General features: G+C 64.5%; 22 protein-coding genes. 9 read left to right on the top strand and 13 right to left on the bottom strand.

Annotation, left to right across the window (positions count from 1 at the left end; all coding sequences use genetic code 11):
- Nucleotides 1–47: 47 nt before the first annotated feature.
- The 3 genes from cls (at nucleotide 48) to ABQ137_RS00500 (ending at nucleotide 2,630) form a co-directional block, all read left to right on the top strand.
- On the top strand, nucleotides 48–1,508 hold the full coding sequence (cls, locus tag ABQ137_RS00510) for a cardiolipin synthase (protein WP_349780925.1): 1,461 nt from the start codon (nucleotides 48–50) through the stop codon (nucleotides 1,506–1,508).
- A 74-nt stretch (nucleotides 1,509–1,582) separates the two neighbouring features.
- Nucleotides 1,583–1,852 carry a hypothetical protein gene (locus ABQ137_RS00505; protein ID WP_024939143.1) on the top strand — a complete coding sequence of 90 codons (270 nt, stop codon included), beginning with the start codon at nucleotides 1,583–1,585 and terminating at the stop codon, nucleotides 1,850–1,852.
- Nucleotides 1,853–1,862: 10 nt separating this feature from the next.
- Nucleotides 1,863–2,630 carry a pyridoxine 5'-phosphate synthase gene (locus ABQ137_RS00500; protein ID WP_349780924.1) on the top strand — a complete coding sequence of 256 codons (768 nt, stop codon included), beginning with the start codon at nucleotides 1,863–1,865 and terminating at the stop codon, nucleotides 2,628–2,630.
- A gap of 127 nt (nucleotides 2,631–2,757) precedes the next feature.
- On the opposite strand, the gene ABQ137_RS00495 is transcribed toward ABQ137_RS00500, so the two are convergent.
- The 12 genes from ABQ137_RS00495 to dnaA all read right to left on the bottom strand — a co-directional run bounded on the left by ABQ137_RS00495 (nucleotide 2,758) and on the right by dnaA (nucleotide 16,657).
- Nucleotides 2,758–3,165 (bottom strand): ExbD/TolR family protein, encoded by a 408-nt coding sequence (locus ABQ137_RS00495; RefSeq protein ID WP_166771431.1) that lies wholly within the window; start codon nucleotides 3,163–3,165, stop codon nucleotides 2,758–2,760.
- Nucleotides 3,166–3,519: 354 nt separating this feature from the next.
- The gene (locus tag ABQ137_RS00490) at nucleotides 3,520–3,930 is read right to left on the bottom strand and encodes an ExbD/TolR family protein (RefSeq protein WP_011035269.1); all 411 of its coding nucleotides are present in this window, start codon (nucleotides 3,928–3,930) and stop codon (nucleotides 3,520–3,522) included.
- A gap of 3 nt (nucleotides 3,931–3,933) precedes the next feature.
- Nucleotides 3,934–4,356: an ExbD/TolR family protein gene (locus ABQ137_RS00485; protein ID WP_011035268.1), complete on the bottom strand. Its 423-nt coding sequence runs from the start codon at nucleotides 4,354–4,356 to the stop codon at nucleotides 3,934–3,936.
- A 45-nt stretch (nucleotides 4,357–4,401) separates the two neighbouring features.
- Nucleotides 4,402–5,163: a TonB-system energizer ExbB gene (exbB, locus tag ABQ137_RS00480; protein WP_005912445.1), complete on the bottom strand. Its 762-nt coding sequence runs from the start codon at nucleotides 5,161–5,163 to the stop codon at nucleotides 4,402–4,404.
- Between the two features lie 85 nt (nucleotides 5,164–5,248).
- Entirely contained in the window at nucleotides 5,249–5,920 is a 672-nt protein-coding gene (locus tag ABQ137_RS00475) for an energy transducer TonB (RefSeq protein ID WP_046345197.1), read from the bottom strand.
- A gap of 153 nt (nucleotides 5,921–6,073) precedes the next feature.
- Nucleotides 6,074–7,270, bottom strand: coding sequence for a tetratricopeptide repeat protein (locus ABQ137_RS00470; RefSeq protein ID WP_065033262.1), 1,197 nt, complete (start codon nucleotides 7,268–7,270; stop codon nucleotides 6,074–6,076).
- A gap of 152 nt (nucleotides 7,271–7,422) precedes the next feature.
- Nucleotides 7,423–8,229, bottom strand: coding sequence for a M48 family metallopeptidase (locus ABQ137_RS00465; protein WP_016901838.1), 807 nt, complete (start codon nucleotides 8,227–8,229; stop codon nucleotides 7,423–7,425).
- Nucleotides 8,230–8,291: 62 nt separating this feature from the next.
- Nucleotides 8,292–9,128 (bottom strand): CPBP family intramembrane glutamic endopeptidase, encoded by an 837-nt coding sequence (locus ABQ137_RS00460; RefSeq protein WP_102255252.1) that lies wholly within the window; start codon nucleotides 9,126–9,128, stop codon nucleotides 8,292–8,294.
- A 67-nt stretch (nucleotides 9,129–9,195) separates the two neighbouring features.
- Nucleotides 9,196–11,640, bottom strand: coding sequence for a DNA topoisomerase (ATP-hydrolyzing) subunit B (gene gyrB, locus ABQ137_RS00455; RefSeq protein ID WP_349780923.1), 2,445 nt, complete (start codon nucleotides 11,638–11,640; stop codon nucleotides 9,196–9,198).
- Nucleotides 11,641–11,754: 114 nt separating this feature from the next.
- Complete coding sequence (recF, locus tag ABQ137_RS00450) at nucleotides 11,755–12,861, bottom strand: DNA replication/repair protein RecF (protein ID WP_046345195.1); 1,107 nt, start codon at nucleotides 12,859–12,861, stop codon at nucleotides 11,755–11,757.
- 1,089 nt (nucleotides 12,862–13,950) lie between these two features.
- On the bottom strand, nucleotides 13,951–15,051 hold the full coding sequence (dnaN, locus tag ABQ137_RS00445) for a DNA polymerase III subunit beta (RefSeq protein ID WP_016901842.1): 1,101 nt from the start codon (nucleotides 15,049–15,051) through the stop codon (nucleotides 13,951–13,953).
- Nucleotides 15,052–15,328: 277 nt separating this feature from the next.
- Nucleotides 15,329–16,657, bottom strand: coding sequence for a chromosomal replication initiator protein DnaA (dnaA, locus tag ABQ137_RS00440; RefSeq protein WP_024939149.1), 1,329 nt, complete (start codon nucleotides 16,655–16,657; stop codon nucleotides 15,329–15,331).
- A 242-nt stretch (nucleotides 16,658–16,899) separates the two neighbouring features.
- On the opposite strand from dnaA, the gene rpmH reads away from it, so the two are divergent.
- From rpmH to mnmE, 5 genes are all read left to right on the top strand, one after another.
- Nucleotides 16,900–17,040, top strand: coding sequence for a 50S ribosomal protein L34 (rpmH, locus tag ABQ137_RS00435; protein ID WP_002805908.1), 141 nt, complete (start codon nucleotides 16,900–16,902; stop codon nucleotides 17,038–17,040).
- Nucleotides 17,041–17,078: 38 nt separating this feature from the next.
- Nucleotides 17,079–17,525 (top strand): ribonuclease P protein component, encoded by a 447-nt coding sequence (gene rnpA, locus ABQ137_RS00430; protein WP_039512801.1) that lies wholly within the window; start codon nucleotides 17,079–17,081, stop codon nucleotides 17,523–17,525.
- Between the two features lie 15 nt (nucleotides 17,526–17,540).
- On the top strand, nucleotides 17,541–19,262 hold the full coding sequence (gene yidC / locus ABQ137_RS00425) for a membrane protein insertase YidC (protein ID WP_349780922.1): 1,722 nt from the start codon (nucleotides 17,541–17,543) through the stop codon (nucleotides 19,260–19,262).
- A 93-nt stretch (nucleotides 19,263–19,355) separates the two neighbouring features.
- Nucleotides 19,356–22,058: a polysaccharide deacetylase family protein gene (locus tag ABQ137_RS00420; RefSeq protein ID WP_184614943.1), complete on the top strand. Its 2,703-nt coding sequence runs from the start codon at nucleotides 19,356–19,358 to the stop codon at nucleotides 22,056–22,058.
- 20 nt (nucleotides 22,059–22,078) lie between these two features.
- Nucleotides 22,079–23,419 carry a tRNA uridine-5-carboxymethylaminomethyl(34) synthesis GTPase MnmE gene (gene mnmE / locus ABQ137_RS00415; RefSeq protein ID WP_166771427.1) on the top strand — a complete coding sequence of 447 codons (1,341 nt, stop codon included), beginning with the start codon at nucleotides 22,079–22,081 and terminating at the stop codon, nucleotides 23,417–23,419.
- A gap of 161 nt (nucleotides 23,420–23,580) precedes the next feature.
- Here mnmE and ABQ137_RS00410 read toward each other — a convergent pair whose 3' ends face one another.
- On the bottom strand, nucleotides 23,581–24,441 hold the full coding sequence (locus tag ABQ137_RS00410) for an acid phosphatase (protein WP_184515138.1): 861 nt from the start codon (nucleotides 24,439–24,441) through the stop codon (nucleotides 23,581–23,583).
- Between the two features lie 195 nt (nucleotides 24,442–24,636).
- Between ABQ137_RS00410 and ABQ137_RS00405 the strand changes: the two genes are divergently transcribed.
- Nucleotides 24,637–26,937 (top strand): TonB-dependent receptor, encoded by a 2,301-nt coding sequence (locus ABQ137_RS00405; protein ID WP_184515135.1) that lies wholly within the window; start codon nucleotides 24,637–24,639, stop codon nucleotides 26,935–26,937.
- Nucleotide 26,938: the final 1 nt, after the last annotated feature.

Below are 26,938 nucleotides of genomic sequence, written 5' to 3'. Positions count from 1 at the left end.
GTCCCCACGCTCACCGCAGTGGTGCGTGCGCCCCGTAGAATCCGCGCATGCTCGCATCCGTACAGGGCGCCTGGGAGTGGCTGGCCACCATTCCCCACCTCGAAGCGCTTCTCCTCGCCGCCTACGTGCTGTACCTGCTGTGGATCGCCAGCTGGATCGTGCTGCAGAAGCGCGAGCCGGTGGCCACGCTCAGCTGGGTGCTGTCGCTGGCGGCGCTGCCGTACCTGGGCCTGTTGATCTATTACTGGCTCGGCCCGCAGAAGGTCAAACGCCAGCGACTGCGGCGCGGCCGTTCGCGCTCGGGCATGGAGAGCTACAGCAGCGTCTGCCCGCCGGACGCGGACTGCACCGAGCTGGCCAAGATCGCCCAGTCCACCACCGGGCTGGCCCCCAGCAGCGCCACCGAGGTGCACTGGCTGGTCGATGGCGCGGCCACCTATGCGGCCATCATCGAGGCCATCCGCGGTGCGCGCGACCATATCCATCTGCAGTACTACATCTTCCAGCCCGACCACAGCGGCACCGCGATCTGCGATGCGCTGATGGAGCGCGCACGCGCCGGGGTGAAGGTGCGCCTGCTGATGGACGCGGTGGGGTCGTCGGCGATGACCCGGCGCAGCTTGCGCACGCTGCGCGCGGCCGGGGTGGAGACCGCCTGGTTCCATCCATCCCAGCTGCTCAAGCCGTTCAAGCGGCCGTGGTTGAACCTGCGCACCCACCGCAAAGTGGTCGTGGTCGACGGCAGGATCGGCTTCACCGGCGGCATCAACGTCACCGACGAAGAGAACGAGCAGGTCCGCAGCGATGCCTACCGCGACCTGCACATGCGCCTGCAGGGCCACGTGGTGCGCAGCCTGCAGCTGGTGTTCCTGGAAGACTGGCTGTACGCCACCGGGCAGGGCCGCGCTGCCTTCCACGGCCAGCAGCTATGGCCCGAGGACGTGTCGAGCCGTGCGCAGGGCGATGTCGACGCGCAGGTGCTGGTCTCCGGCCCGGATTCGTCGTGGGAGTCCATCCACCGGCTGATGGTCGCTGCGATTCACGAAGCCCGGCATCGGGTCTGGCTGGTCACGCCGTATTTCGTGCCCGGCGAGGCCGCGCGCATGGCGCTGACCTCGGCCGCACTGGGCGGACTGGACGTGCGCCTGCTGGTGCCGCGTGTCAGCGACTCGCGTCTGGTCACCTACGCGGCGCGTTCGTATTTCGACGAGCTGCTCGAGGCCGGCGTGCGCATCTACGAATACGGCCCGCGCATGCTGCACACCAAGGCGTTGCTGGCTGACGACGAGGTCTGCATCGTCGGCAGCGCCAATTTCGACAGCCGCAGCTTTCGCCTGAATTTCGAGCTGTCGATGCTATTCCGCGACCAGGCGGTGGCCGCCGAGCTGGCCGGTTTGATCGACGCCGACCTGCAGCAGGCGCAGGAAGTGCGCTTCGCGCGCCACCGGCCATTGTGGCGATCGCGGCTGCCCGAAGCCTGCGCACGGCTGCTGTCACCGCTGCTCTGAGCCGCATCGCCGCGCCCACGTGGAACCATGCCGGGCGCGGCGCTACACTGCCGCCACTGATCGGGGAGCTCGTCATGCACTGGCTGTTTCTGCTTATGGCATTGGGTGCGCTGGTGCTGGCTTTCAGCACGCCGCACGTGTGGTTGCTGGTGGCCTCGCTGCTGGTGGCACTGCTGTTGCTGTTGCTGTGGACGCGCGGCTGGTTCGCCTCGCGCATGGGCGATACCCAGCGCGACACCAGCAGCCTGATCGACCCGGCCGAGCTGCGCCGCCTGCGCGAGATCGCCGAAGCCCGTAAGGCGGCCGCCCTCAACGCCACGCGCGACGGCGAGCCGCAGGCTTGAGAGCGACGCAGTGACCACCAAGCTCAGCGTCAACGTCAACAAGATCGCGGTGTTGCGCAATTCGCGCGGCGGCCACGATCCGGATGTGGTGCAGGCCGCACGCACCTGCATTGCCGCCGGTGCGCACGGCATCACCGTGCACCCGCGCCCGGACCAGCGGCATATCCGCGCCGACGATGTGCTGGCGCTGAGCGCGCTGACACGCGAGCACGGTGTCGAATTCAATATCGAAGGCAACCCGTTCGCGCCGCCGCGCGACGGTTATCCGGGCCTGCTGGACTTATGTCGTGCCACCCGCCCCGAACAGGTCACCCTGGTACCGGATGGCGATGGACAACTGACGTCCGACCACGGTTTCGATTTTGCCCAGGACACCGCACAACTGGCCACGCTGATCGCCTCGTTCAAGGCCATCGGTGCTCGCGTCAGTCTGTTTGTCGATGCCGAAAATCCCGCTATCGCGCAGGCGGCAGCACTCGGTGCAGACCGCATCGAGTTGTACACCGGCCCATATGCGCACGCGCATCTGAGCGGCCAGCCGGATGCTACATTCAAGCTGTTTTCCCACGCAGCGCAGCGCGCCGCCGCCGCAGGTCTGGGCATCAATGCCGGCCACGATTTGTCGCAGGCCAATCTCGGCGACTTTCTGAGCGCTGTCCCCGGCGTACTCGAAGTCTCGATCGGTCATGCATTGATCAGCGAAGCCCTGTATCAACGCCTGGATGCGACCGTGCGCGCCTATCTGGACATACTGCGCGGCGCATCGATCGGCGCTTGAGATAATCAAGTCGATTATATGGATGCGTTGCTTGGTTACCGAATATTGAATCGGGGCAGGGTTTCTGCCCCGATTCAATTGTTATCGATGACTTACGGCTGATTTACCAGGCTGGTTAATCACCCATTTACTGCACAAAACTGATGCGATCCACCTGCGCATTCTTGGCTGCAGCCAGCACCTTGGCCATCACCGCGTATTCGGCATCCGCACTGGCGGTGATGCGCAGCTCTGGCTGATTGCCGGCTGCCTGGCCCATCTGTTCGATCAACCTGGGCTGCAATTGCTGCAGCGTTATCGGGCTGGCATTCCAGAACACTTGCCCGCTGGCGTCCACACGCAACCCGATCGGTGCAGGCGGGTCCATGCGTGACTGGGTCTGCTCGCTGCGCTGTGGCAGGTCCACCGTGATTGGCCGCGCCAGCATCGGAGCGGTGACGATGAAGATGATCAACAACACCAACATGACATCCACCAGCGGCGTGACATTGATCTCCGCCAGCGGTCCCCGATTGCCTGCCGTACTGAAAGCCATGACTGCCTCCTGTGCTATGAGCGTGGGTGCTGCACGATCGAGCATACACCTGGTCGGCAGTGAGGGAAGGGCAGGGCAGACGCCTCTGGCAGGCCGAGCCCCGAAGCGTGCCGTTGCGACTTGCCGCTGCACCTCCGGCGGTTTGCTAGCGCGGACGACCTGCGGGACGCTGCATGCATCACTCGCCCGGTGCCCGGGAAACGGATATCACGTCTTGGCAAACAGCCGGCCGCATGCATGCGCGTCGAACGCAGCGGCAGCAACCACCCCACTGATCGAGCATAAAAAAAACGCCACCGTTTCCGGTGGCGTTGCAGTCGCGTCATGACTGTTGTGTTGCGGTCTTGCGATGTCTTACTGCATGAAGCCGATTTTCTTCATCTGCGAGTTCTTCGCCGCAGCGAGGACCTTGGCCATCACTTCGTACTCCGCATCTTCATTGGCGTCGATGCGCAGTTCCGGCTGATTGGTCGGATCGGCCTGCACCACTTCTTCCATCTTCTGCTGCAACTGCGCGACCGGGGTCGGGCTGTTGTTCCAGAACACCTGGTTGCTGGCGTCGATCCGCAACTCGATCGGCGGCGGCGGTTCGGTCGTCTGCGGTGGCGGGTTGAGTACCCGCTGCGGCAGATCCACGGCGATCGGGTAGGTCATGATCGGCGCGGTCACGATGAAGATGATCAGCAGCACCAACATCACGTCCACCAGGGGCGTGACATTGATGTCGGCCATTGGGCCGCGGTTTCCACCGGTACTGAATGCCATGGCTTACTGCCCCTTCTCTTTGGTTGCGACGAAGCCGACGTCCAACATGCCCTGACCCTGCGCGATCTTGGTGATCTCGTTGATCGTACGCATCTTGGTCGTGCGGTCGCCACGCAAATTGAGCGGCGGCTGCGGTGTCTGCTGTGCGGCGGTGGACAGGCGTGATTCCAAGGCTTCCTTGGAAATCGGCTCGTCGTTCCAGTACAGCGACCCGTCTTCCTTGACGGCCAGGGTGATCGGCGCGGCGCGTTTCTCCGCATCTTCCTTCTGGATCAGGTTGGCCTCTGGCAGCTCCACCTTGACCTTATGGGACATCAGCGGTGCCGTAATGATGAAGATGATCAGCAGCACCAACATCACGTCCACGAGGGGCGTCACGTTGATGTCGGCCATCGGGCCACCGCTGTTTCCACTACTGAAGGCCATAACGGGCTCCGTCTAAATCGTTGCGAAGTCGTTCTTTACTACGGATTAGCGAACGCGCGAACCAGTGGCGAAGAAGTCGTGCAGGTCGTGGGCAAAGGTGTCGAACTTGGCGATCACCGAGCTGTTGACCTTGGAGAAGAAGTTGAACGCGAACACGGCCGGGATTGCGACGAACAGACCGATCGCGGTCATGATCAGCGCTTCACCCACCGGGCCGGCAACGGCGTCGATGGAGGCCGAACCGGTTGCACCGATCTTGATCAGCGCGCCGTAGATGCCCCACACCGTACCGAGCAGACCGACGAACGGCGCGGTCGCACCTACGGTGGCCAGCAGGGTCATGCCCGACTGCAGCTTGGTGCTTTCGCGGGTCACGGCCTGACGCAGGGCGCGATCGACGAATTCCGAACGGCTCAGGCTCTCGCCCAGGCCACCGGTGCTGCCTTCGGCGCGCTGGTGGTGAGCAGCAGCCTGCGCTGCGTCCAGTGCGATCTTGGAGAACGGCTCGGAAGCCGGCTGCTCTTCCATGGCACGGATGGCGTCCTGTGCATTCGGGGCATCCCAGAACGCGGTGGTGACGCGGTCAGCCGCGCTCTTCAGACGGGTGGCACGGAAGATGTTGATGACAGTCCAGTACCAGGAGGCAGCGGACATGGCGATCAGGGTGATCAGAACGACCCAGGACACGGCGAAATCGCCGGGGCTGGACGTCATTTCAGTGATCAAGTGCTCGAAGCCCATCTGCGACAGGGCGGCCGACGGATTGGAGCCCCCTGCAGCGGCGGCGATAAAGAATTCCTGCAGCATGACGCTTACCTTTGTTGTGTGTGGTGATGAAGGGTGGAGCGAAAGGAAGACAGGATCCTGGGCCGACCGTGGCCGGCCCGTGGGATCAGTTCAGAGCAAAGTTGACCGGGACGCGGACACGTCCGGCGGCTTTCTGCCCGTTGACAGTGGAGGCGTTGAACTTCCACTTGCGTGCTGCGTCCATCGCGGCACGGTCAAGGTCGCGGTTGCGGCTGGACTTTTCGACCGACACATTGGTCACGTTGCCGTTGGCATCCACATCCACGATCAGGATGACCTCACCTTGGACACCGGCACGGAATGCAGCCGGCGGGTACTTCGGCGGGTTCATGTTCTTGGACGAGATATCGACACTGGCGCCGATGTCACTCGGCGGTTGCGGCGGAGCCGGTGGGCTCGGCGGCGTGACGATATCGCTGGGACGCGGTTCGGGAACATCGACAACCGGAGCTTCCGGCGGCGGCGGAACCGGTGACGGCTTCGGCGGCGACAGATTCTTGACCGGCGGTGGCGGCTTGTCTTCCGGCGGCGGCGGCGGCGGCGGCGGCGGGGGAGGAGGCGGTGCATCCACCAAGGTAACCATGGTGGTGCGCTCCTTCTCTGCCGGAGCCTTCGGCGCCACTGCAGGGATCAGCAACATCATCAGTGCAGTGAGGTGCAAGGCAATTACGAAAGCAATGCCGATAATGCGGGCCCAGCTCAGACCCTGGTTCCCGGCATCATAGTCATGCCTGTGGATAACGAGTTGTTCCGTCATGCGCCAATGGCTCTTTCAGTGGGGGCCCCGGATCACTGTGATGATCCCCAGGTTTTCGGACGGCTTTGACACCGCAGGAACCCCCAAGCTTATACCAATCCCGAGTCCTGTAACCACTAAAAACACAGGGATTTCGGGGGTTTATTTTCTTTTTTACTTCAGATTGATGATCTTCTTGGCGTCATCAGGTTTTTTGACACCCTTGGCGATTGCCTGCTGCGCGGCCTGCTTGGCCTCCGGGATGCGACCTTCCGAATGCAGCACCTTGGCCAGATTCAGATAGGTCTCGCCGTCCTTGGAAAGCGGTGCGGCCTTTTGCCAATTCTCGATCGCCTTGGGCACGTCGTCGCTGTAGTAATACGACTGTGCCAGCGCAAGGTATGTCTGATAATCGGGTTTAAGGATGCCTTTTTGCATACCTTCATTGATGACCGCGATGACATCCTTTTCCTTGTTCTCGGTGTTGGCGTAGATGGAATACAACTGCTTGTACTCCTTTTCTTCGGTCAACTGCCCGGCAGCGCGCAGCTTGTCCATCACTGCGGCGGCCTTGTCCATCTGGTCGGCCTGCATATACATGCTGGCCAGGTTGAGCTGGGCTTTCTTGTCGTTCGGCGTCTTGGCGGCGAGCGCTTCGGCAGCGGCCACCGCTTCACCGGTCTGGCCGGCTTCGGCGTAGGACGCCATCAGCAACTGGTTCCAGGTGTCCTTCGGCTCGGGCGAGGCGGCGATGGCCTGCTTCAGCACCGGAATGGCTTCCTTGTAGCGCTCGGCCTGGTACAGCGCCTGGCCCTTGAGGATCAGGTCTTCCGGACGCTGCGACTTGCTCTCTTCCAGATACTTGTCCAGCGTGGCCAGGCCTTCGGCCTGCTGGTCGTCCTGCATCTGCAACTGCGCCAGCATCAGCATCGACTGGAACTGGCCGTTGTTGTCCAGCGCATTCAGGCCGATCGCCTGCTGCAGGTACTTCTTGGCAGCGGCGGTGTCGTCCATGTTGTACGCCGCCTGGGCGGCCAGCTGCGAGGCCAGCGCCTTGTCGGCTTCGTTGGCCGAGCTGTTGGCGAGGATCTCGTCGGCCTGGCTGCGCACGGCCGGGAAGTCTTCGCCCTTGTTGAAGGTTTCGATCAGCTTCTGCAGCTTGCTGCCCATCTTGGAGGAGGGCTTGATCGTCGGCGCGGCACGGGTGGACTGCGGATACAACTCTTCGGCCTTGCCGCTGTTCTTGGACTTGCGGCTGGCGCGCTCGGACGACCGATCCGACTGCGCAACCGCGTCGGTGACGACAGCCCCGCCCAGGGACGCGGCGATGAACAGGGACAACAGGGCTTGCTTGCGGTTGAGCAGTTTCATGTTTCACCTCGGACGAGCCGCCGTCGGGCGGTACGAAAAGCGGAATAAACGCTGTACGAAAAATCTGAGCCGGCAAACTTAGCAGAAAGTCTCAGTTCCCGAAAACGGTTTCCATGCTGTGTTGCGACATTCGGTACGTGAGCGCTGCGAAATCAGCCGCAACGCGGCACGCGCCCGTCCTGTCGCGCCTGCTGGTAAACCGGTTCGAGTTGATTGACGTCTGCCTGCAGTTCGCGGATGCGATTGGCGGGGTCGGGGTGGGTGGACAGCCACTGCGGCTGGCGATTGCCGCTGGCGGCCATCATGTTCTGCCATAGCGTGACTGCCTGGGCAGGGTCAAAGCCGGCCTGGGCCATCAGGCGCTGGCCGACCACATCGGCCTCGCTCTCCTGGGTACGCGAGCCGGGCAGCAGGAACACGGTCTGGGCAGTCATTCCGCCGACCTGGTTGACGGCACTGGCGGCGCCGTCGCCGTAGGCCGCACCGGCCAGCGCGCCGATGATGCCCAGGCCTGTCTGCGCGCCGAGCTGGCGGGTGATGCGCTCTTCGTGATGGCGGGAGATCACATGCCCGATTTCGTGCCCGAGCACGGCAGCCAGCTGATCCTGCGTCTTGGCGACAGTGAAGATGCCGGTGTTCACGCCGACCTTGCCACCGGGCAGCGCAAAGGCGTTGGCTTCGTTATCGACGAACAGCGCGGTTTCCCAACGGGTTTCGCGCCACTGCGGCGGCAGTTGCGCTACCAGCGCATTGACCACGCACTGCACGTAGGCGTTCTGCTTGCCGTCGGTGCTGACTTTTTCCTTGGCCTTGGTCTGCGCGAACGATTCGGCGCCAAGCTTGTCGAGCTGGTCCTGCGTGACGCCTCCCACCACCTGTCGGCGGCCGGTCGGCGAGGTTGTGGTGGCGCATGCCGTCAGTGCAAAGACGGCGACAACGATCAACAGCCTGGCTTTCATTCAATCCCCCTTGAACTCTGGGGGCATTTTGGCAGGCTCGTCTTAACTTTTCGTCAAACGGCTCAGCCGATGCCAAAAAAGTACAGCGCCGCCAGGGCGGTGGCGTTGTTGACGCCATGCGCCACGATCGGTGCCCATAGCGTGCCGGTGCGCCAGTACAGCCATGCGAACGCCGCGCCCATGCCGCCGTACACCAGCCATAGCTGCGCGATGGCAGCCGGTCCGTTGCCGCTGACGCCGGGCACTTCGTGCACCAGCGCAAAGATCGCGCTGCTCAGCGCGATGCCCAGCCAGGGCCGGCCGGCGGCGAGCAGGCGGCCGAACAAGACGCGTCGGAACAGCAATTCTTCGTACGCCGGGGCGATCGCCACGGCAAACACCACCAGCGCCAGCGGCCATTGCCTGATGGCTTCTTCCATCAGCGGCAGGTTGGTCGGCACCGGTTTGATGCCCAACGCCGACGCCGCGACGCTGACCAGATTGCTGAGCAGGAACACGCCAACCGCGATCAGCGCGGTCCAGCCCCAGGTGGAGGCACGCCTTGCAGCGGCGCGTGAGGCCCGGTGTTCGTCTGCAGTCGCACGCCGCCGCCAGTAGTACAGCAGCAGCGCTGGCGAGGCGGTGCTGACCAACGCGGTAAGCAATTGCACCAGCACGCCGGGTTGGCCGATGGTGGCCATGATCTCGCTTGAGGACAGCGTCAGGCCCTGCGCCTTGGCAGCCTGCACGGCACTGACGCCGCGGAACACGCCCCAGAGCGCGAACCCGGCCACGCTCAGCGACAGGAGCAGGCCGGTGGCGATCAGCACATCGATGCCGAAGCCGAGCAATGGCGGCAGCAGCGGGGCGGTGCCGGCGGCCGGCGTCGGTACCGGCCGCGGGGAAGGATCTGCGCTCATCGTCGTCCTGAAAAAACCGCAGGCGTCGGCGCAGCGCCTGAGCGGTGCGCCGACGGGCAACGGTGGCTCAGATGTCCAGGTTGGACACCTTCAGCGCGTTGTCCTCGATGAAGTCGCGGCGTGGCTCGACCACATCGCCCATCAAGGTGCTGAAGATCTGATCGGCGGCCACGGCATCTTCGATACGCACCTGCAACAGGCGACGCGTGTCCGGATTGACCGTGGTTTCCCACAGCTGTTCGGCGTTCATTTCGCCCAGGCCCTTGAAGCGCTGTACCTGGCGGCCGCGCTTGGCCTCTTCCAGCAGCCAGGCATGCGCCTGGGCGAAGCTGGTGATCGGGTGGGTCTTGTTGCCGCGCACGATCTGCGCGCCTTCGCGCACCAGGTCGTGCAGGGCAAGCGAGACCTCGCGCAGCGGACGCAGCTCGCCGCTTTCGAACGCGCCCATCGGCAGCACCTGGGTGAATTCCTCGCCCATGTGCCTGCGCACCGCCACCAGCGACGCCGAGGCGCCACCGGTAGCCGGGTCGAAACGCAGCTGGTAGCGCGCCGTGCCCAAGGTGCCGCGGTTGAGCACCGCCTGCAGCGCATCCAGGGTGGGATGCACCTCGCCTTCGGCCTGCAGCTTGTCCACGTCCAGCGGCGGCAGGTCGATCAGCGCGGTGAGCAGCGCCGGGTCGTAGCGGTGTGCGTTGCGCGCGATCGCCTCGTTGGCGCTGGTGAACAGCATCAACAGCTTTTCCAGCGCCTCGCCGGTGATCGGCGGCTCGTCGGTGGCGGGGATCAGCGCCGCGCCTTCGACCGCGTTGCTGGCCAGGTAGGCGTTGAGCGCCGCGTCGTCCTTCAGATACAGCTCGCTCTTGCCCTGCTTGAGCTTGTACAGCGGCGGCAGGCCAATGTAGATGTAGCCGCGCTCGATCAACTCCGGCATCTGCCGGTAGAAGAAGGTCAGCAGCAGGGTCCGGATGTGCGAGCCGTCGACGTCGGCGTCGGTCATCAGGATGATGCGGTGGTAACGCAGCTTGTCCGGGTTGTACTCGTCGCGGCCGATGCCGGTGCCCAGCGCGGTGATCAGCGTGCCGACCTGGTCGGAGGCCAGCATGCGGTCAAAACGCGCGCGTTCGACGTTGAGGATCTTGCCGCGCAGCGGCAGCACCGCCTGGTTCTTGCGGTTGCGGCCCTGCTTGGCCGAGCCGCCTGCCGAGTCACCCTCGACGATGAACAGTTCGGACAGCGCCGGGTCTTTTTCCTGGCAGTCGGCCAGCTTGCCGGGCAGGCCGGCGATGTCCAGCGCGCCCTTGCGGCGGGTCAGGTCGCGCGCCTTGCGGGCGGCTTCGCGCGCACGGGCAGCGTCGACGATCTTGCCGGTGATGGCCTTGGCTTCGTTCGGATTCTCCTGCAGGAACTCCTGCAGGCGCGCACCGAAGGCGTTTTCCACCGCCGGACGCACATCCGAGCTGACCAGCTTTTCCTTGGTCTGCGAGGAAAAGCTGGGGTCCGGCACCTTGACCGAGAGCACCGCGATCATGCCCTCGCGCATGTCGTCGCCGGTGAGCGCGACCTTGGCCTGCTTGGCGATGCCGTTCTGCTCGATGTAGGTACTCAGCACACGCGTCAGCGCTGCGCGGAAGCCGGCCAGGTGGGTGCCGCCATCCTTCTGCGGGATGTTGTTGGTGAAGCAGTACATGGTTTCCTGGTAGGCGTCGGTCCACTGCAGGGCCACGTCCACCACGATGCCATTGTGCTCGCCGGTCACCGAGATCACGTTCGGGTGCAGCGGCGACTTGAGCTGCGCCAGATGTTCGACGAAGCTGCGGATGCCGCCTTCGTAGTGGAAATCGTCGCGACGGCCGTCGCCGCGCTCGTCGATCAGGGTGATCTTGACGCCCGAATTGAGGAACGACAGCTCGCGCAGGCGGCGCGCCAGGATGTCGTAATGGAACTCGACGTCGCTGAAGATCGCCACGGACGGCTTGAAGCGCAGCGTGGTACCGCGCTTGGTCGAGGCTTCCAGCTGCTTGAGCGGGTACTGCGGCTCGCCCAGCGCGTATTCCTGCTGGTAGTGGAAGCCGTCGCGCCAGATGTCTAGCCACAGGTGCTCGGACAGCGCATTGACCACCGACACGCCCACGCCGTGCAGGCCGCCGGATACCTTGTAGCTGTTGTCGTCGAACTTGCCGCCGGCATGCAGCACGGTGAGGATCACCTCCGCCGCCGAGACGCCTTCTTCCTTATGGATGTCGACCGGCACGCCACGGCCGTTGTCGGACACCGCAACCGATCCATCGACCAGGATCTTGACCACGATGTCGTCGGCATGGCCGGCCAGGGCTTCGTCGACCGAGTTGTCGACCACCTCGAACACCATGTGATGCAGGCCGGTGCCGTCATGGACATCGCCGATGTACATGCCGGGGCGCTTGCGGACGGCTTCCAGGCCACGCAGCACGGTGATCTTGCTGGAGTCGTAGGTGCCGTTGGGGGTGGGCGAGGTGTTTTGTTCGTCGGTCATGCGTGTGCCGTTAGCTCCACAACACGGGCGCAGGCGGCAGGAGCCGCATCGCACCGTGGGAAAAGGGGGATAGCCCGGAAATTATACCAGTCGGCCCACCTGCGCCGGCGACGGTTACGCGGAGGGCGTCAGCACGGCCACATTGCCGTGTTCCACGTGGAACCGATGCAACAGCTTGCCGGATTCGGCCAGGCCGGGCGGCATTTCGGTTGCGGTGATCAGTACCTGCGCCGGTGCGGACGCCAGGCGCTGCAGCACGCGAGCCTGGTGGTGGCGGTCCAGTTCCGAGCCCAGGTCGTCCAGGGCGATCACCGGCCATTCGCCGCGCTCGTGGGCAAAGTCTTCGGCCTGTGCCAGCAAGCAGGCGAGGGCGGTGAGCTTTGCCTGGCCGCGGGAGAGCGCATCCTTGCCCGGCAGTGCATCGAAGGCTGGCGCCCAATCGGCCCGGTGCGGCCCCTGCGAGGTGTAGCCGTTCTGGCGATCACGCTCGCGGGCCAATAGCAGCGCGTCGGCCAACGACACCTCATGGCGCTTCCAGCCCGGTGCGAACGTCAGCGCGGACAGCCCGAGCGACGGGGCGATCGCGGTTGCGACCGGAATCAATCGCTCCTGCAGGCGCTCCAGATAGCGAAGGCGACGCGATGTCAGCGTTTCGCCAGATTCGGCGAGCTCGTGGTCCCAGGCATCGAGCATGCGCGGCTGCGCGCCCTGCTTGAGCAAGGCATTGCGCTGTTTGAGCGCTCGCGCATAGCGCCGCCACAGCGCCAGGAAGTCAGGTTCCACGTGGAACAGCCCCCAGTCCAGGAAGCGCCGCCGCGGCTCGCCGCCGCCACTGATCAACACGTGGCTGCCGGGCTCGAAGGTCACGACAGCCAGCGCGGCACATAAGGCGCCCAGCTGGGCGACATCTTCGCCATCCAGCCGGCCGGTCCATTCCTGGCCGCTGTGGCGCAGGCCCGCCCGCCGCGTGCGTTCCCCCGTAGCGGCGGTTCCCTCGCGCCACTCCACGAAGACTTCCAGATCGCCGGCCCCTTGCTGGATCAGCCCGTCGCGTACACGGCCACGAAAGCTGCGGCCGTAGGCCATCAGATGCAACGCTTCCAGCACGCTGGTCTTGCCCGCGCCGTTATCGCCGGTCAGCAAGTTCAAGGAACTGGCGGGGTGGAGGTCGACGGTCTCGAAACGACGAAGTCGATGGATGGACAACCGCACTACGTGCATCGATCGGTCTGCTCTGCGCTGTGATCCGGCATCCCGGTCGGAGCGGAGGATACGTGATCGATGCGGATCCTGCCCGCGCAGACGTGAAGCGACCCAAGGGACAGGCAGGGGACAACCTGTGGATAAAAAGCAGGCCCGAACAACCGCTTCCGCTTATCCACAGGTTGTGGACCCCTCTACACGGGTCTAAACACAGGGTTTCGAGGCCTAAAAGTATTTTAAAAACAAACACATAGGGTAGTTTCCGGCGAAATCTGGCCCTACCATCACCACCAAGCTCTTAAATTATTTATAGATTTAAAAGCAAAGCTCGATGTGCATAACTCAAAAACCGGCTTGAGAACGCTCACGTCAGACGCAGCTGTACGTCTTGGTTCCGAATGAACCACTTCGTTCTTGCTGAACTTGTTCAGGCTAATTCCAGTGAGTGCGATTTCGCTGGACGACAAAACCGCGGCGCATGACTAGGGAATCTCACTGAAGTTGCGACAAAACCAGCTTTCCCCAATATCGGCCGGTGACACGAAGAGAAGCCTGTTGTTCCACGTGCACGCCGTGACCCTGCCAACAGGGTCTTCGTGACTCAACAGGTCCCGGGTGAGTTGTTTACCTGCGCGGAGCACACCGATTTAGCGTGGCACTGTCCCTGGGCGAGACAGCTCAATGATCCTTGGGGCTGCCTCGAATCATAGATTGGTCAAGCATCCATGCCGACGACAGCAGCGCGCCAGACTCATGCCCCATTGTTTTGATATCGCTGGCCTACGAACTTACGCACGTCAATCCAAGCAAATGAACTGATGCGCTTGTGCGGTCGTTGAAGTCTGGCTACCCGGGAGTGGCGTCTATCGAAACGTCCTTGGCTTGGTGACCGTGCGGCGCTGCTGCTCCGAGGATCCTGCCCGAAGGCGCAGCCGCTTCGGCTAAGGCACAAAGGCATCTGGGCACCTAACCAGCGCAGAGCGGATGCCCAGAGACGTTCAAGCCTCCCAAAGCCTTACACCGCAACGACTTCAGCGCTCTCGATCTCCAAAAAACGAAAAAGCCCGGCTCTCGCCGGGCTCTTCGTGTTCCACGTGGAACGCAGCGTCAAAGGCGCAGCGGCATCACCACATGACGCGACTTCTCGCTGCTAGCCTCGCGCACCAGTGCCGACGAGTTCGCATCGCGCAGCTGAATGACCACGTGCTCATCGCGCAGTGCAGACAGCGCGTCGAGCAGATAGTTGACGTTGAAGCCGATGGCCAGATCGTCGACCTTGGTGTCGGCCTCGATTTCTTCCTGGGCTTCTTCCTGCTCCGGGTTATGCGCGCTGATCTTCAGCTGACCCGGCGACACTTCCACCCGCACGCCACGGTACTTCTCGTTCGACAGGATCGCCGCACGTTGCAGCGATGCGCGCAGTGCCTCACGGTCCACCTTGACCTCGCGGTCGGCGCCGATCGGGATCACCGCCTCGTAATCCGGGAAGCGGCCGTCGATCAGCTTGGAGGTGAAGGTCACATCGCCACGCTTGACGCGGATATGGCTACGGCCAACTTCCAGCTCCACCTCGCGGTCAGCTGCCTCCAGCAGGCGCAGCAGCTCGGTCACGCCCTTGCGCGGCACGATGATCTGGCGCTTGGCACCGCCGGATTTTTCCAGCTCGGTCTCGCATAGCGCCAGACGGTGGCCATCGGTGGCTACGCACCGCAGCAAGCCCTCGCGCAGGTCGAACAGCAAGCCGTTGAGGTAATAGCGCACGTCCTGCTGGGCCATGGCGAACGCGGTGCGCTCGATCAGCTCCTTCAACGCCGCTTCCGGCACCGCAACACGCTCGGTGGCTTCGACTTCGTCCACCGACGGGAAATCATTGGCAGGCAGCGTGGCCAGGGTGAAGCGGCTACGCCCGGCCTGCACCGTGACCTTGTCGCCGGTCTGCGAGATGGTGACGCGGCTGCCGTCGGGCAGGGCACGCAGGATGTCGAACAACTTGCGCGCCGGAATCGTGGTTTCGCCGTCCTGCGCGTCTTCCACCATCGTGCGCGAGATCATTTCCACTTCCAGGTCGGTACCGGTCAAGGAGACCTGTCCATCCTTGACCTGCACCAGCAGATTGGCCAGAACCGGCAGGGTTTGACGGCGTTCGACCACATTGACCACCTGGGCCAATGGTTTGAGGAAGGCTTCGCGCTGCAGTGTAAAACGCATGTGGTTCCGTGCCCCTATGCTTTAAAAGATAATGGAATAAATCAAAAGCTTGGTGGTGATGGTAGGGCCGTTTTCAGCGGATAACCACCATAACTGTTTGTTTCCAAAGACAAATTAGCGCCTGAAAGTCGTTGGACTAGTGCCCCTGGTCTGGCGGTAAAACCTGTGGATAGTTTTCCGCCCGACCTGCGAGGCAACGTTATCCACAGATTCTCCCGCATTTGACCCCAACGTTTCCACGCTTTTCTCCAAGCGGGCGGTCAAGACCGTTGCCGGCTTACTCGCTGAGCTTGCGAATCAGCTTTTCCCAGTCCTCGCGCAGCTTGCCGTCGGCCTCCATCAGCGTGCGGATCTGCCGGCAGGCATGCAGCACGGTGGTGTGGTCGCGGCCGGCGAAGGCGTCGCCGATCTCCGGCAGGCTGTGTTCGGTCAGCTCCTTGGCCAGCGCCATCGCCACCTGGCGCGGACGCGCCAGCGAGCGGGTGCGTCGCTTGGAGAGCAGGTCCTTCATCTGCAGGCCGTAGTAGTCCGCCACGGTCTTCTGGATGTTGGGGATGCCGATCGCCTGCTGCTGGGCGCGCAACAGGTCGCGCAGCGTCTCCTGGGCAAACTCCACCGTGATCGAGCGGCCGGTGAAGTTGGCGCGTGCAACCAGCGTGTTGAGCGCACCTTCCAGGTCGCGCACGTTGGAGCGCATCTTCTTGGCGATCAAAAACGCCACGTCGTCCGGAATCTCGGCGCCGCGCTCGCGCGCCTTGGCCAGCACGATCGCCGCGCGGGTCTCGAAATCGGGCGGGTCGATCGCCACCGACAGGCCCCAGGCCAGGCGCGACTTCAGCCGCGGCTCCAGGCCTTCGACCTCACGCGGATAGCGGTCGCAGGTCAGGATGATCTGCTGGCGGCCATCGAACAGCGCGTTGAAGGTGTGGAAGAACTCCTCCTGCGTACGGTCCTTGCCGGCGAAGAACTGGATGTCGTCGATCAGCAGCGCATCGATCTGCTGGAACTGGCGCTTGAACTGGTCCATCGCCTTGTCCTGCAGCGCCCGGATCATCGCGCTGAAGAACTGTTCCGAGCGCAGATACATCACCTTGGCGGCCGGATTGGCCTGGCGCAGCGCGTTGCCGGCGGCAAACATCAGGTGGGTCTTGCCCAGGCCGGTGCTGCCGTACAGCAGAAGCGGGTTGTGGGCGCGGTCACCCGGCTTCTGCGCTGCCTGGATCGCGGCGGCCAGACCAAGCTGGTTGCTGCGACCCTCGACGAAGTTGGCGAAGGTGTAGTGCGAATCCAGATTGCCGGCGAACGGCACGATCGGCGCGGCAACCGGTGCGCTGGGCGTGGCCATCGGTGCCGGCTGCGGTTCCGGCGCACGCGGGCGGGAGCCGACCGCCAGCGCCACTTCGCCGTTGCCGACGAAATATGCCACCAGTTCGCGGATGCGCGGCAGGTAGCGCTCGCGGACCTGGTCGACGATGAAGGCGTTCGGCGCATACAGCACGATGCTGTCGCCGCGGTCTTCGGCTTGCAGGGGTTTCAACCAGGTGTGGACGTCCTCGGGCGGGAATTCGGCTTCGAGACGTTCCAGACAGCGGGGCCAAGCATCCATCAAAGTATGATCATCTGTTGCTGGCTGCGGCGCGCAGAAAAGCGCCGTGCTCGCAGCCCGGTAGTGAAAAGAGGATGCGCCAGACTAGCACCGAGGACAGGGTTTTCCCAGACTTATTCACAGGTCCATCCACAGGGCTTGACCGCCATCACCTCCGCTAGCGTCTCTGGGGAGTTGACCCGGCCGCTGATGGCCCTATAGAATTGCCGGTTCTATTCGTCTCCATTCATGCAGAGGGCCCCATGGCCACCAAGCGTACTTTCCAACCCAGCAACCTCAAGCGAGCACGCGACCATGGCTTCCGCGCACGTATGGCAACCGCCGACGGCCGCAAGATCCTGGCTCGCCGCCGCGCCAAGGGCCGCAAGCGCCTGAGCGCTTGATTGCCGCGCCGCTCTCTGCGGCCGAGGCAGTCCCTAACGTGAACGCATCGAACCCGTGCAGGCGATTCCCTCGCTCTGCGCGGGTTCGTACGCGTGCGCAATATACGGTCGTTTTCGATACTGCACGTCGTACCTCGGACCCGTTGCTCAGCCTGCACTGGCGGACCGGCGATACGCCGCCGCGCCTGGGCATGGCGGTGTCGCGCAAGGTCGACACGCGTGCGGTGGGACGTAACCGGATCAAACGCGTATTGCGCGATGCCATGCGGCATCTGCTGCCCGAGCTTGCCGGCGGCGATTACGTGATTGTGGCGCGCTCCGCAGCCGCAAAAGCGACCAATCCACAGATTCGCGACGCCTTCCTGCGTCTGCTGCGCCGTGCCGGCGCATTGCCCCTGCCTGCTGCGCCCGGCACAATGCCGCCCGCCAGGACGATGCACCCATCCTCCCTTTCCCCGACAGAGCCGGAACCCAGTTCCGACTGAGCGAGTTGCTGCCCGATGAACCAGACCCGTGTTTTCCTGATTTTTGCCTGGCTGATGGTCGCGGCGCTGCTGTGGATGGAGTGGGGCAAGGACAAGGCCGCCGCCAATGCGCCGGTGGTTGCGGCGACGCAGTCGGTGCCGGCTGCGCGCGATCTTGACGCTGCGGCATCGTCGGCCAATGTGCCGGCGGCCCAGGCCATTCCGCAGGCGGGTGTGCCGGGCGCCGTACCGGCTACCAGCACGACTGCCGCGACGCCGGCTGCTGCCGGTGCTGCGCCGGTGATCACCCTGACCTCGGACGTGCTGCGCCTGAAGCTGGACGGCCGCAGCGTGCTCGACGCCGAACTGCTGCAGTTTCCGCAGACCAAGGACGGCACCGCGCCGGTCAGCCTGCTGACCGAAGATGCCGCGCATCCCTATAACGCCACCAGCGGTTGGGCCAGCGAGCATTCGCCGGTACCGGGCGTGGGCGGCTTCCGCGCCGAGCAGCCGGGCACCGCGTTCGAACTGGCCAAAGGCCAGAACACCCTGGTGGTGCCGTTCGTGTGGAATGGCCCCAACGGCGTGTCGATCCGCCGCACCTTCACTCTGGAGCGCGGTCGCTATGCGATCTCGATCAAGGACGAGGTGATCAACAAGAGTGGCGCGCCGTGGAACGGCTACGTGTTCCGCAAGCTGAGCCGGGTGCCGACCATCCTCAGCCGCGGCATGACCAACCCGGATTCCTTCAGCTTCAACGGGGCGACCTGGTACAGCCCGCAGGAAGGCTACGAGCGTCGCGCGTTCAAGGACTACATGGACGACGGCGGCCTCAATCGCCAGATCACCGGCGGTTGGGTGGCGCTGCTGCAGCACCACTTCTTCACTGCGTGGATTCCGCAGAAGGACCAGGCCTCGCTTTACGTGCTGAACCAGGACGGCCCGCGTGACGTGGCCGAACTGCGTGGCCCGGCCTTCACCGTGGCGCCGGGCCAGACCGCGACCACCGAAGCGCGCCTGTGGGTTGGCCCGAAGCTGGTCAGCCTGATCGCCAAGGAAGACGTCAAGGGGCTCGACCGCGTGGTCGATTACAGCCGCTTCTCGATCATGGCCATCATCGGCCAGGGCCTGTTCTGGGTGCTGAGCCATCTGCACAGCTTCCTGCACAACTGGGGCTGGTCCATCATCGGCCTGGTGGTGCTGCTGCGTCTGGCGCTGTATCCGCTGTCGGCTGCGCAGTACAAGTCCGGTGCCAAGATGCGCCGCTTCCAGCCGCGCCTGGCGCAGCTGAAGGAGCGTTACGGCGACGATCGCGTCAAGTACCAGCAGGCGACGATGGAGCTGTTCAAGAAGGAAAAGATCAACCCGATGGGCGGCTGCCTGCCGCTGCTGATCCAGATGCCGATCTTCTTCGCGCTGTACTGGGTGCTGGTGGAATCGGTGGAACTGCGCCAGGCGCCGTGGCTGGGCTGGATCCAGGATCTGACCGCGCGCGATCCGTACTTCATCCTGCCGGTGCTCAACATCGCCATCATGTGGGCCACGCAGAAGCTGACCCCGACCCCGGGCATGGACCCGATGCAGGCCAAGATGATGCAGTTCATGCCGCTGGTGTTCGGCGTCATGATGGCCTTCATGCCGGCCGGCCTGGTGCTGTACTGGGTGGTCAACGGCGGCCTGGGTCTGCTGATCCAGTGGTGGATGATCCGCCAGCACGGCGAGAAGCCGAGCAAGATCATCCAGGCCAACGCCAAGTAAGCGCAGTTGCACAGAGCCCGCCGCAAGGCGGGCTTTCTGCGTGTCGCCGCAGTTGCTGTCTGCCCTGTTGTCTTCATCGCCAAGGACGCCGTCGTGATGTCATCGCCGCTGTATCGCCTGTTGCTGTGCGCCGGTTGCGCCGGAATGCTGGCGATGGCCGGCTGCGGCAAGCAGACCGCCGGCGAGGCAGCGTCTGCTGCCAGCACCGCTGCGCCGGCCGCCACTGGTGCGCCAGCCGAAGCCGACAGCGACGACGCACGCGCACTGATCGCGCAGCTGCGCGAGCAACTGGACCGGCATCGCCGCATCATTGTGTTGCTGGCCGACGCGGATGCCCAGACGCCACGCGATCGCGCCACCTCCAGCAGCGTGGGGCAGCAGCTGTTCCATGAAAACCTCCAACAGCGCGAACGCATCGCTGCGCGATTCGAGACGGTGCTGACGTCGAACGCAGCGCGCCGCTTCGCAACGATCGCCACGGTGCTGGACGAGATCGAATCGGCACCGGATCTCTACGATGCCGACCGCTTGGCGTTTGCCGAAGTGTTGCGCGACCTGCACGCACGCATTGGCCGCGATTCGGCACTGCCGGCGGTGAAGCTGCATCAGCGCATCGGCGAGGATCTGGAAGCGCTGGACGAGATCGAGCGCAGCTACAACAAGGAACTGACGCAGATTTTCAGCCGCTTCGATCGCAGCCGCGCGATCGTGCCCAAGCGCGAGAAGTGGGACGACTACGTGGCGCATCTGCGCAGCCTGTACACGCGCGAAAAGATCCTGCGCGATCATGGCGTGGTGGAGCCGTACCCGTTCTCCGCGCGCGATAGCGACAGCGAGATCTTCGGCCGCGACCTGCCGCCCAGGACGGTGGTGCTGACCTTCGACGACGGCCCGCACAAGGCCTATACCGAGGAGATCGTGGCCATCCTCAAACGCTACGACGTGCCGGGCGTGTTCTTCGAAGTGGGCCGCAACCTGGGAAGCCTGGACGCGCAGGGCAAGCCGACACTCGCGCCGTTATCCAAGATCAGCCACACGCTGATGGAAGAAGGTTATGCGGTGGGCAACCACAGCCTGACCCATGCGCAGTTGTCCAAGACCACAGGCGATGCGTTGCGCAGCCAGGTGCTGGACACCGACACGTTGTTGCGGGCGGTGGACGACAAGCGTGCGCCGTTGTTCCGGTTTCCGTACGGGGCGCGCAATGCCGAAGGCTTGCAGCTGCTGGGCGAGGCAGGCCTGAAGTCGATCATGTGGAACATCGACTCGATGGACTGGGCCGACCCGGTACCCGAGTCGATCGTGCAGCGCGTGCTCGACCAAGTGAACAAGGAGCAGCGCGGCATCGTGTTGTTCCATGACATCCACGACCGTGCAGTGAAGGCGCTGCCGCAGATCCTGGATCGCCTGATCGCCGATGGCTACCAGTTCGCCGGCTGGAATGGCCGCGAGTTTTCGGTGGCGCACGCGCCCAGCGCGGCGGCCGAGGCAACCGTGACCACCGGCTACGCCAACTCCTGGGCGATCGTGATCGGGATCGACGACTACGCGCACTGGCCCAAGCTCGAATATGCCGCCAACGACGCGCAGGCCATCGCCAGCACCCTGACCGGCCCGTTGGGGTTTCCGTCCTCGCAGGTGATCGTGCTCAAGAACGGGCAGGCCACGCGCAACAATATTCTTGCGGCATTCCACGACCGTCTCGGCGAGGGACGCGCGCAGACCAACGACCGCGTGTTCGTGTTCTTCGCCGGGCATGGCGCCACGCGCCGGCTGGCATCCGGGCGCGACCTGGGCTACATCATTCCGGTCGACTCGGATCCGCAGCAACTGGCCAGCGATGCGATCGCGATGAGCGACCTGCAGAACATTGCCGAAAGCCTGCAGGCCAAGCATGTGCTGTTCGTGATGGATGCCTGCTATAGCGGATTGGGGCTGACGCGCGGCGGGCCGACGTCCGGCGCCTACCTGCGCGAGAACGCGCGACGCATCGCCCGCCAGATGCTCACTGCCGGCGGTGCCGATCAACAGGTGGCCGACAGCGGCCCGAACGGGCATTCGGTATTCACCTGGGTACTGCTGCAGGCGCTGGCGGGCAAGGGCGATCTCAATGGCGATGGCCTGATCACCGGTACCGAACTGGCGGCCTATGTCGCACCGGCGGTGTCGGCAGTGTCGGCGCAGACCCCGGCGTTCGGCAGCCTGCCCGGCTCGCAGGGCGGCGAGTTCGTGTTCCAGGTACCGAGTGGCGAGGAGTTCCTGACCGCCGGAACCGCGCAGTTGTCTGCCGACGCGATCGCACTCAACGGACGCGTGGATGCGGCGCGTCCCGCCGCCACCACCAGCGGTGCTGCAACAGCTGCGGCGCCGGTGACGGTGAAGACGCTGCAAGGCGGCGAAGCCAGGCTGGTTTTGCCGACGGCGGTGAAGAGCAGCGACCGCCAACGTGCGCAGCTGGCCAACGAGCGCGGCCTGCAGTTGTACAAGGAAAAACGCTACGCCGAAGCGGCCGAGCAGTTTGCCGAAGCCTTGAAGCTGCGCCCGGATTTCGCCTTGGCCGCCAACAATCTGGGCTTTGTGTACTACCGCCAGGAACGCTTTGCCGAATCGGCGCGCTGGCTGGAAAATACCTTGAAAATCGATCCGTCGCGTGCGGTGGCCTATCTCAATCTCGGCGATGCCTACGCAAAAGCCGGCGACCGTGACAAGGCACGCAAGGCCTACGCCACCTATCTGGAACTGCAGCCGCAAGGCAGCGGCGCCGAGCAGGCACGCACGCAACTGCAACGCCTCTGATCCGCGCAACCTGTCTGACTATGTCTTCTTCGCCATCGACCATTGTTGCCATCGCCAGCGCCGCCGGAACCGGAGGCATCGGCATCGTGCGCCTGTCCGGGCCGCAGGCGGCGCAGATCGCCGCCGAGCTGGGTGTCCCGAATCTGCAGCCACGGCAGGCACGCTACGCGCGCTTTCGCGATGCGCAGGGCGAGGTGATCGACGATGGCATCGCCTTGTGGTTTCCGGCGCCGCACAGCTTCACCGGCGAGGCGGTGGTGGAACTGCAGGGACACGGCAGCCCGGTGCTGTTGCGGCAGCTGGTGGCGCGTTGCATTGCGCTGGGCGCGCGGCAGGCACGCGCGGGCGAGTTCAGCGAGCGCGCCTTTCTCAATGGCAAACTCGATCTGGCGCAGGCCGAAGCCATCGCCGATCTGATCGCCGCCGGCGATCTGCGCGCGGCACGCGCTGCGCGCAGATCCTTGGACGGTGTGTTTTCGCAACGGGTCGATGCGCTCAGCGACAGCCTCACCCGGCTACGCATCCATGTGGAAGCGGCGATCGACTTTGCCGACGAGCCGCTCGACACCCTGGGCGGAGCGCAGGTGCGCGACGGGCTACAGCAGGCGCGCGCATTGCTGGCGCAACTGCTGCGCGATGCCGAGCGCGGGCGCAAGCTGCGCGACGGCCTGCACGCGGTGCTGATCGGTCCGCCCAACGCGGGTAAGAGTTCCTTGCTCAATGCATTGGCCGGTAGCGAGCGCGCCATCGTCACCGATGTCGCCGGCACCACGCGCGATACCTTGCAGGAAGCCATCCAGCTCGATGGTTTCGAACTCGTGTTGGTCGACACCGCCGGCCTGCGCGAGGGCGGTGATGCGATCGAGCGCGAGGGCATGCGGCGCGCGCGTGCCGAACTGCAGCGCGCCGATCTGGCGCTGGTGGTACTGGATGCACGCGACCCGCAAGCCGCGCGCGATGCGATCGGCGATGCCATCGATACGGTGCCGCGTCAGCTGTGGATCCACAACAAATGCGATCTGCTGGCCGAAGCCACAGCGCTCGATCGCGACGCGGTCGCGGTCTCGGCGGTGACCGGGCAGGGACTGGAGCAGTTGCACGCCCGGTTGCGCGAGCTTGCGCTGGGCGACGGAGCGGACAGCGTGGAAGGCGAATTCTCCGCACGCACGCGGCATGTCGAGGCATTGCGCCGCGCCGAACAGCATGCAGACGCAGCGGATCTGGAGCTGGGCTTCGAACAGCTCGAACTGGCCGCCGAAGAATTGCGCCTGGCACAGGAAGCACTCGGCGAGATCACCGGCAAGCTGAGCGCCGACGAATTGCTGGGCAAGATCTTTTCGAGTTTTTGCATCGGCAAGTAGACCGCTTACCTACCGCGACGCATGACGAGCCGATGCAGACGCTGGCTATTGGTGTTCTGCATCAAGGATCAGGGACGGCGACAAGCGCAACGCTTGTACAGCGGGTCACATGCCGATACCGAAACTCGAAGCGAGCGCACGCAACTGCGCTGCAAAACGCGTCACATCACACCCGGCAGCACCGTCTGCAATGCCGCGTTCTCGGCATCGCATGCTGGCGATGCAGTGGCGGTGGCAGGTTGCTTTGCATGCGCCTTGTCGATCTCGCGGCGCGCAGCGGCTAGATCCTTCTGGAACTCGGGGTTGTCGTGCAGGGCGGCGACGGTGGCGGCGCCCATGATGCGGCCCTGCAGGACGTCACTCTGCCAGTGCACGTTGCAGACCAGGCGGCTGTCGCCGAAGGCGCGGCCGCGGGCGAGCAGGGCGTCGCGCTGGGCGGGTGCCAGCTCGGCCAGGATCAGGCCCCAGCTCCAGCCGATGGCGGTGTGGCCGGAGGGGTAGGAGCCGTTCTTGCGCAGCGCCGCGTCGTCGTCGGGCGTGCACATCGGCTGGTCGTTGCGCATGAACGGGCGTGGCCGCTGGTAACGGGCCTTGGCTGCGCTGGTGCTGGTGCTGGCGTCGCGCATGCTGCGTTCGAGCAGGCGCAGCAGGTGCGGGGTGTGCGCCTGGTCGATCTGGATGCCGAGCGCGCAACTGAAGTGATTGGCGGCCGCCGGGAACGTCAGCGCAGCGTCCTGCGTGGCCAGGTCCCAGCGCGGTGTGCCGCGCAGGGCAAGCATGGATGTGGCGGTGGCCTGATCGTTGGCGAGCGCGGCGCTGCCGTCCTGCGGCGGTGGCGGTACCAGGCGCAGGCTGTCGGGCACCTGTGCTTTTTCCAGGTAGCCGTGTGCATCGGTGGCGATCACCGAGCCCGCCGGAGCCGCCTTGTCGCGCGCGCTCGCACTGCCGCATCCCACTGCCAGCACCGCGATGGCGACGCTGGTCAGCGTCCGGGAACAAGCGCGAGCAATGCGATCGGACATGCAGCAACCCTCGGACAACACGGATGGATGAGTGCGCAGATTACGACGCGCAGATGACATCTGCATGCCAGCGCAACGCAGCTGCGGCGCGCAATGCGCAGCAGCTGTCGCAGCACTGTCATGTCCCGGTCGCATCGACGCAAGACAGCTGTCGCACGCTTGCCGTCATCTTTTGACTCGTCCCCCCTGCCGCTCATGCCCAAGACCCATCTGTTAAGTGCCGCCGTCCTTACCGCGCTCGTGCTGTCGCCGGCTGCCCACGCCGCCGATCCCGAGGTGACTGCCGATACCGGCACGACCGTGCAGCAACTCGACACGGTCTCGGTGATCGGCCAGGGCGAAACGCGTCAGGTGCAGCGCATCACCCAGCAGGACATTCCGGTGTTGCCGCCGGGCACCAGCATCCAGAAACTGCTCAACCGCATGCCGGGCGTCAACGTGCAATCCAACGATGCCTTCGGTGCCAACGAGGAGTCGCAGACGATCAGCCTGCGCGGCTTCAACGGCACGCGCCTGGGCTATACGCTCGACGGCCTGCCGCTGGGCGACAACGCCTACGGCAACTACAACGGCCTCAATATCAGCCGCGCGCTGATTGCGGAAAACTTCGGCGGCGTGGAGCTGGCATCGGGCATCGGCGCACTGGGCACCGCGTCCACCAGCAACCTGGGCGGCACCATCCAGTACTACTCGGCCGATCCGTCCAGCGTGTTCGGCGGGCAGCTGTCGCAGACGGTGGGCTCCGATGCCAACCGCCGCACCTTCCTGCGCGTGGACACCGGCGACTACAACGGGTTTTCGGCGTATCTGTCCGGAATCAATGCCGAAGCCGACATGTGGGCGCGCCCGGAGTCGCCGACCACCACGCGGCAGTTCAATGCCAAGGGCGTGTACCAGTTCGACGGCGGCAAGCTGACCGCGTTCGCCGACACCTCGCGGACCTCGCAGGCCGACTATTCGTATCTGTCCAAGAGCGGCATGGCGCGTGGCCTGGGCTGGGACTGGAACCTGTACGCACCGGACTGGAACCGGGCGTTGGCCGCGGCGTACTGCGCACCGGCCACGCGCAATGCGGCGCGCTGCGGCTTCAGCGGCGGCGTGGACAACATCGACGATGCGTACTACCAGAGCCGCGCGTTGCGCGACGACGATCTGTTCTATGTGGCCGGCGACTTCCAGCCCAACGATGCCATCAGCCTGCACACCCAGGTCTACCACCACGAAAACAAGGGTCAGGGCCACTGGTGGTCGCCGGGCCAGGCGTCCAACCCGGGCACGCCGCAGGCATTGCCGATCTCCATCCGCAGCACCAATTACTGGATCAACCGCACCGGCGGCATCGCCTCGCTCGGCTGGAACCTGGGCCCGCATCATCTCGAAGCCGGGCTGTGGTACGAGCGCAATCACCACGATGTGGAGCGCAATTTCTACTGGATCGACGGGCCGGTCAGCGACGACAAGTTCCTGCAGGATCCCGACCGCCGGCTGTTCTCGCAGAACTACATCATCACCACGCGGCAGTTCTATGTGCAGGGCAACTTCAAGTTCCTCGACGAGCGCCTGAGCGTAGATCTGGGCATCAAGAGCCCGAGCACCGAAATGACCGCGCGCGAAACGCCGGGGCTGGCGGTGGAAGCGCCGGTGGCGACCGGTTCGATCAAGGCCAGCGAGTCGGTGCTGCCGCAGGTCGGTCTGGGCTATCGCATCGCAGACGGGCAGGAAGTGTTCGCCTCGTACGCGGAAAACATCGCCGCGTTCCAGGGCGGTGGCGCCGGTGGTCCGTTGCTGGTGACGCAGGCCTCCTTCGATGCCAGCGTCGGTGCACTGGAGCCGGAAAAGTCGCGCACCGTGGAAGCCGGTTATCGCTTCGTGCGTGACCGCTTCGAAGCCTCGCTGGTGGGTTACGACGTGACCTTCGACAACCGCCTGCTCTCGCTCAATCCCTGCGCCAGCATCCAGCAGGGCACCACGCCGGCCTGCACCACGCGCTTCTTCAACGTGGGCTCGGTGAGCAGCCGCGGCGGCGAACTGACCGTGATCTGGAAGCCGACCAGCTACCTGCAGTGGTACAACTCGGCTTCGATCAACCGCTCCACCTACGACGACAACTACGTGCAGAACGGCGTAACCATTCCCACTGCCGGCAAGACCACGGTGGATACGCCCAAGCGCATGTTCGCCAGCGAAATCGCCTTCAACTACGCCAACTGGAACATCAACCTGCGCGGCAAGTACACCGGCCAGCGTTATTACACCTACACCAACGACCAGGGCTTCGGCGGTTACACCTCGTTTGATGCGGGCGCCGGGTACGACTTTGGCCAGGCCGGCGTGCTGCAGGGGCTCAAGCTCTCGCTCAACGTGACCAACCTCACCGACAAGCGCTATGCGTCCAACCTCACCGCGTTCGCCAACAGCGATCGGAATGGCCGTCAGCTGGCATTCCATGCCAGCGCGCCGCGGCAGGTGTTTTTGACCTTGGATGCCAAGTTCTGAG

This window comes from Xanthomonas sp. WHRI 8393, assembly GCF_040203315.1.
Classification (GTDB): Bacteria; Pseudomonadota; Gammaproteobacteria; order Xanthomonadales; family Xanthomonadaceae; genus Xanthomonas; species Xanthomonas arboricola.
This window is presented reverse-complemented; position numbering and strand designations above follow the sequence as displayed.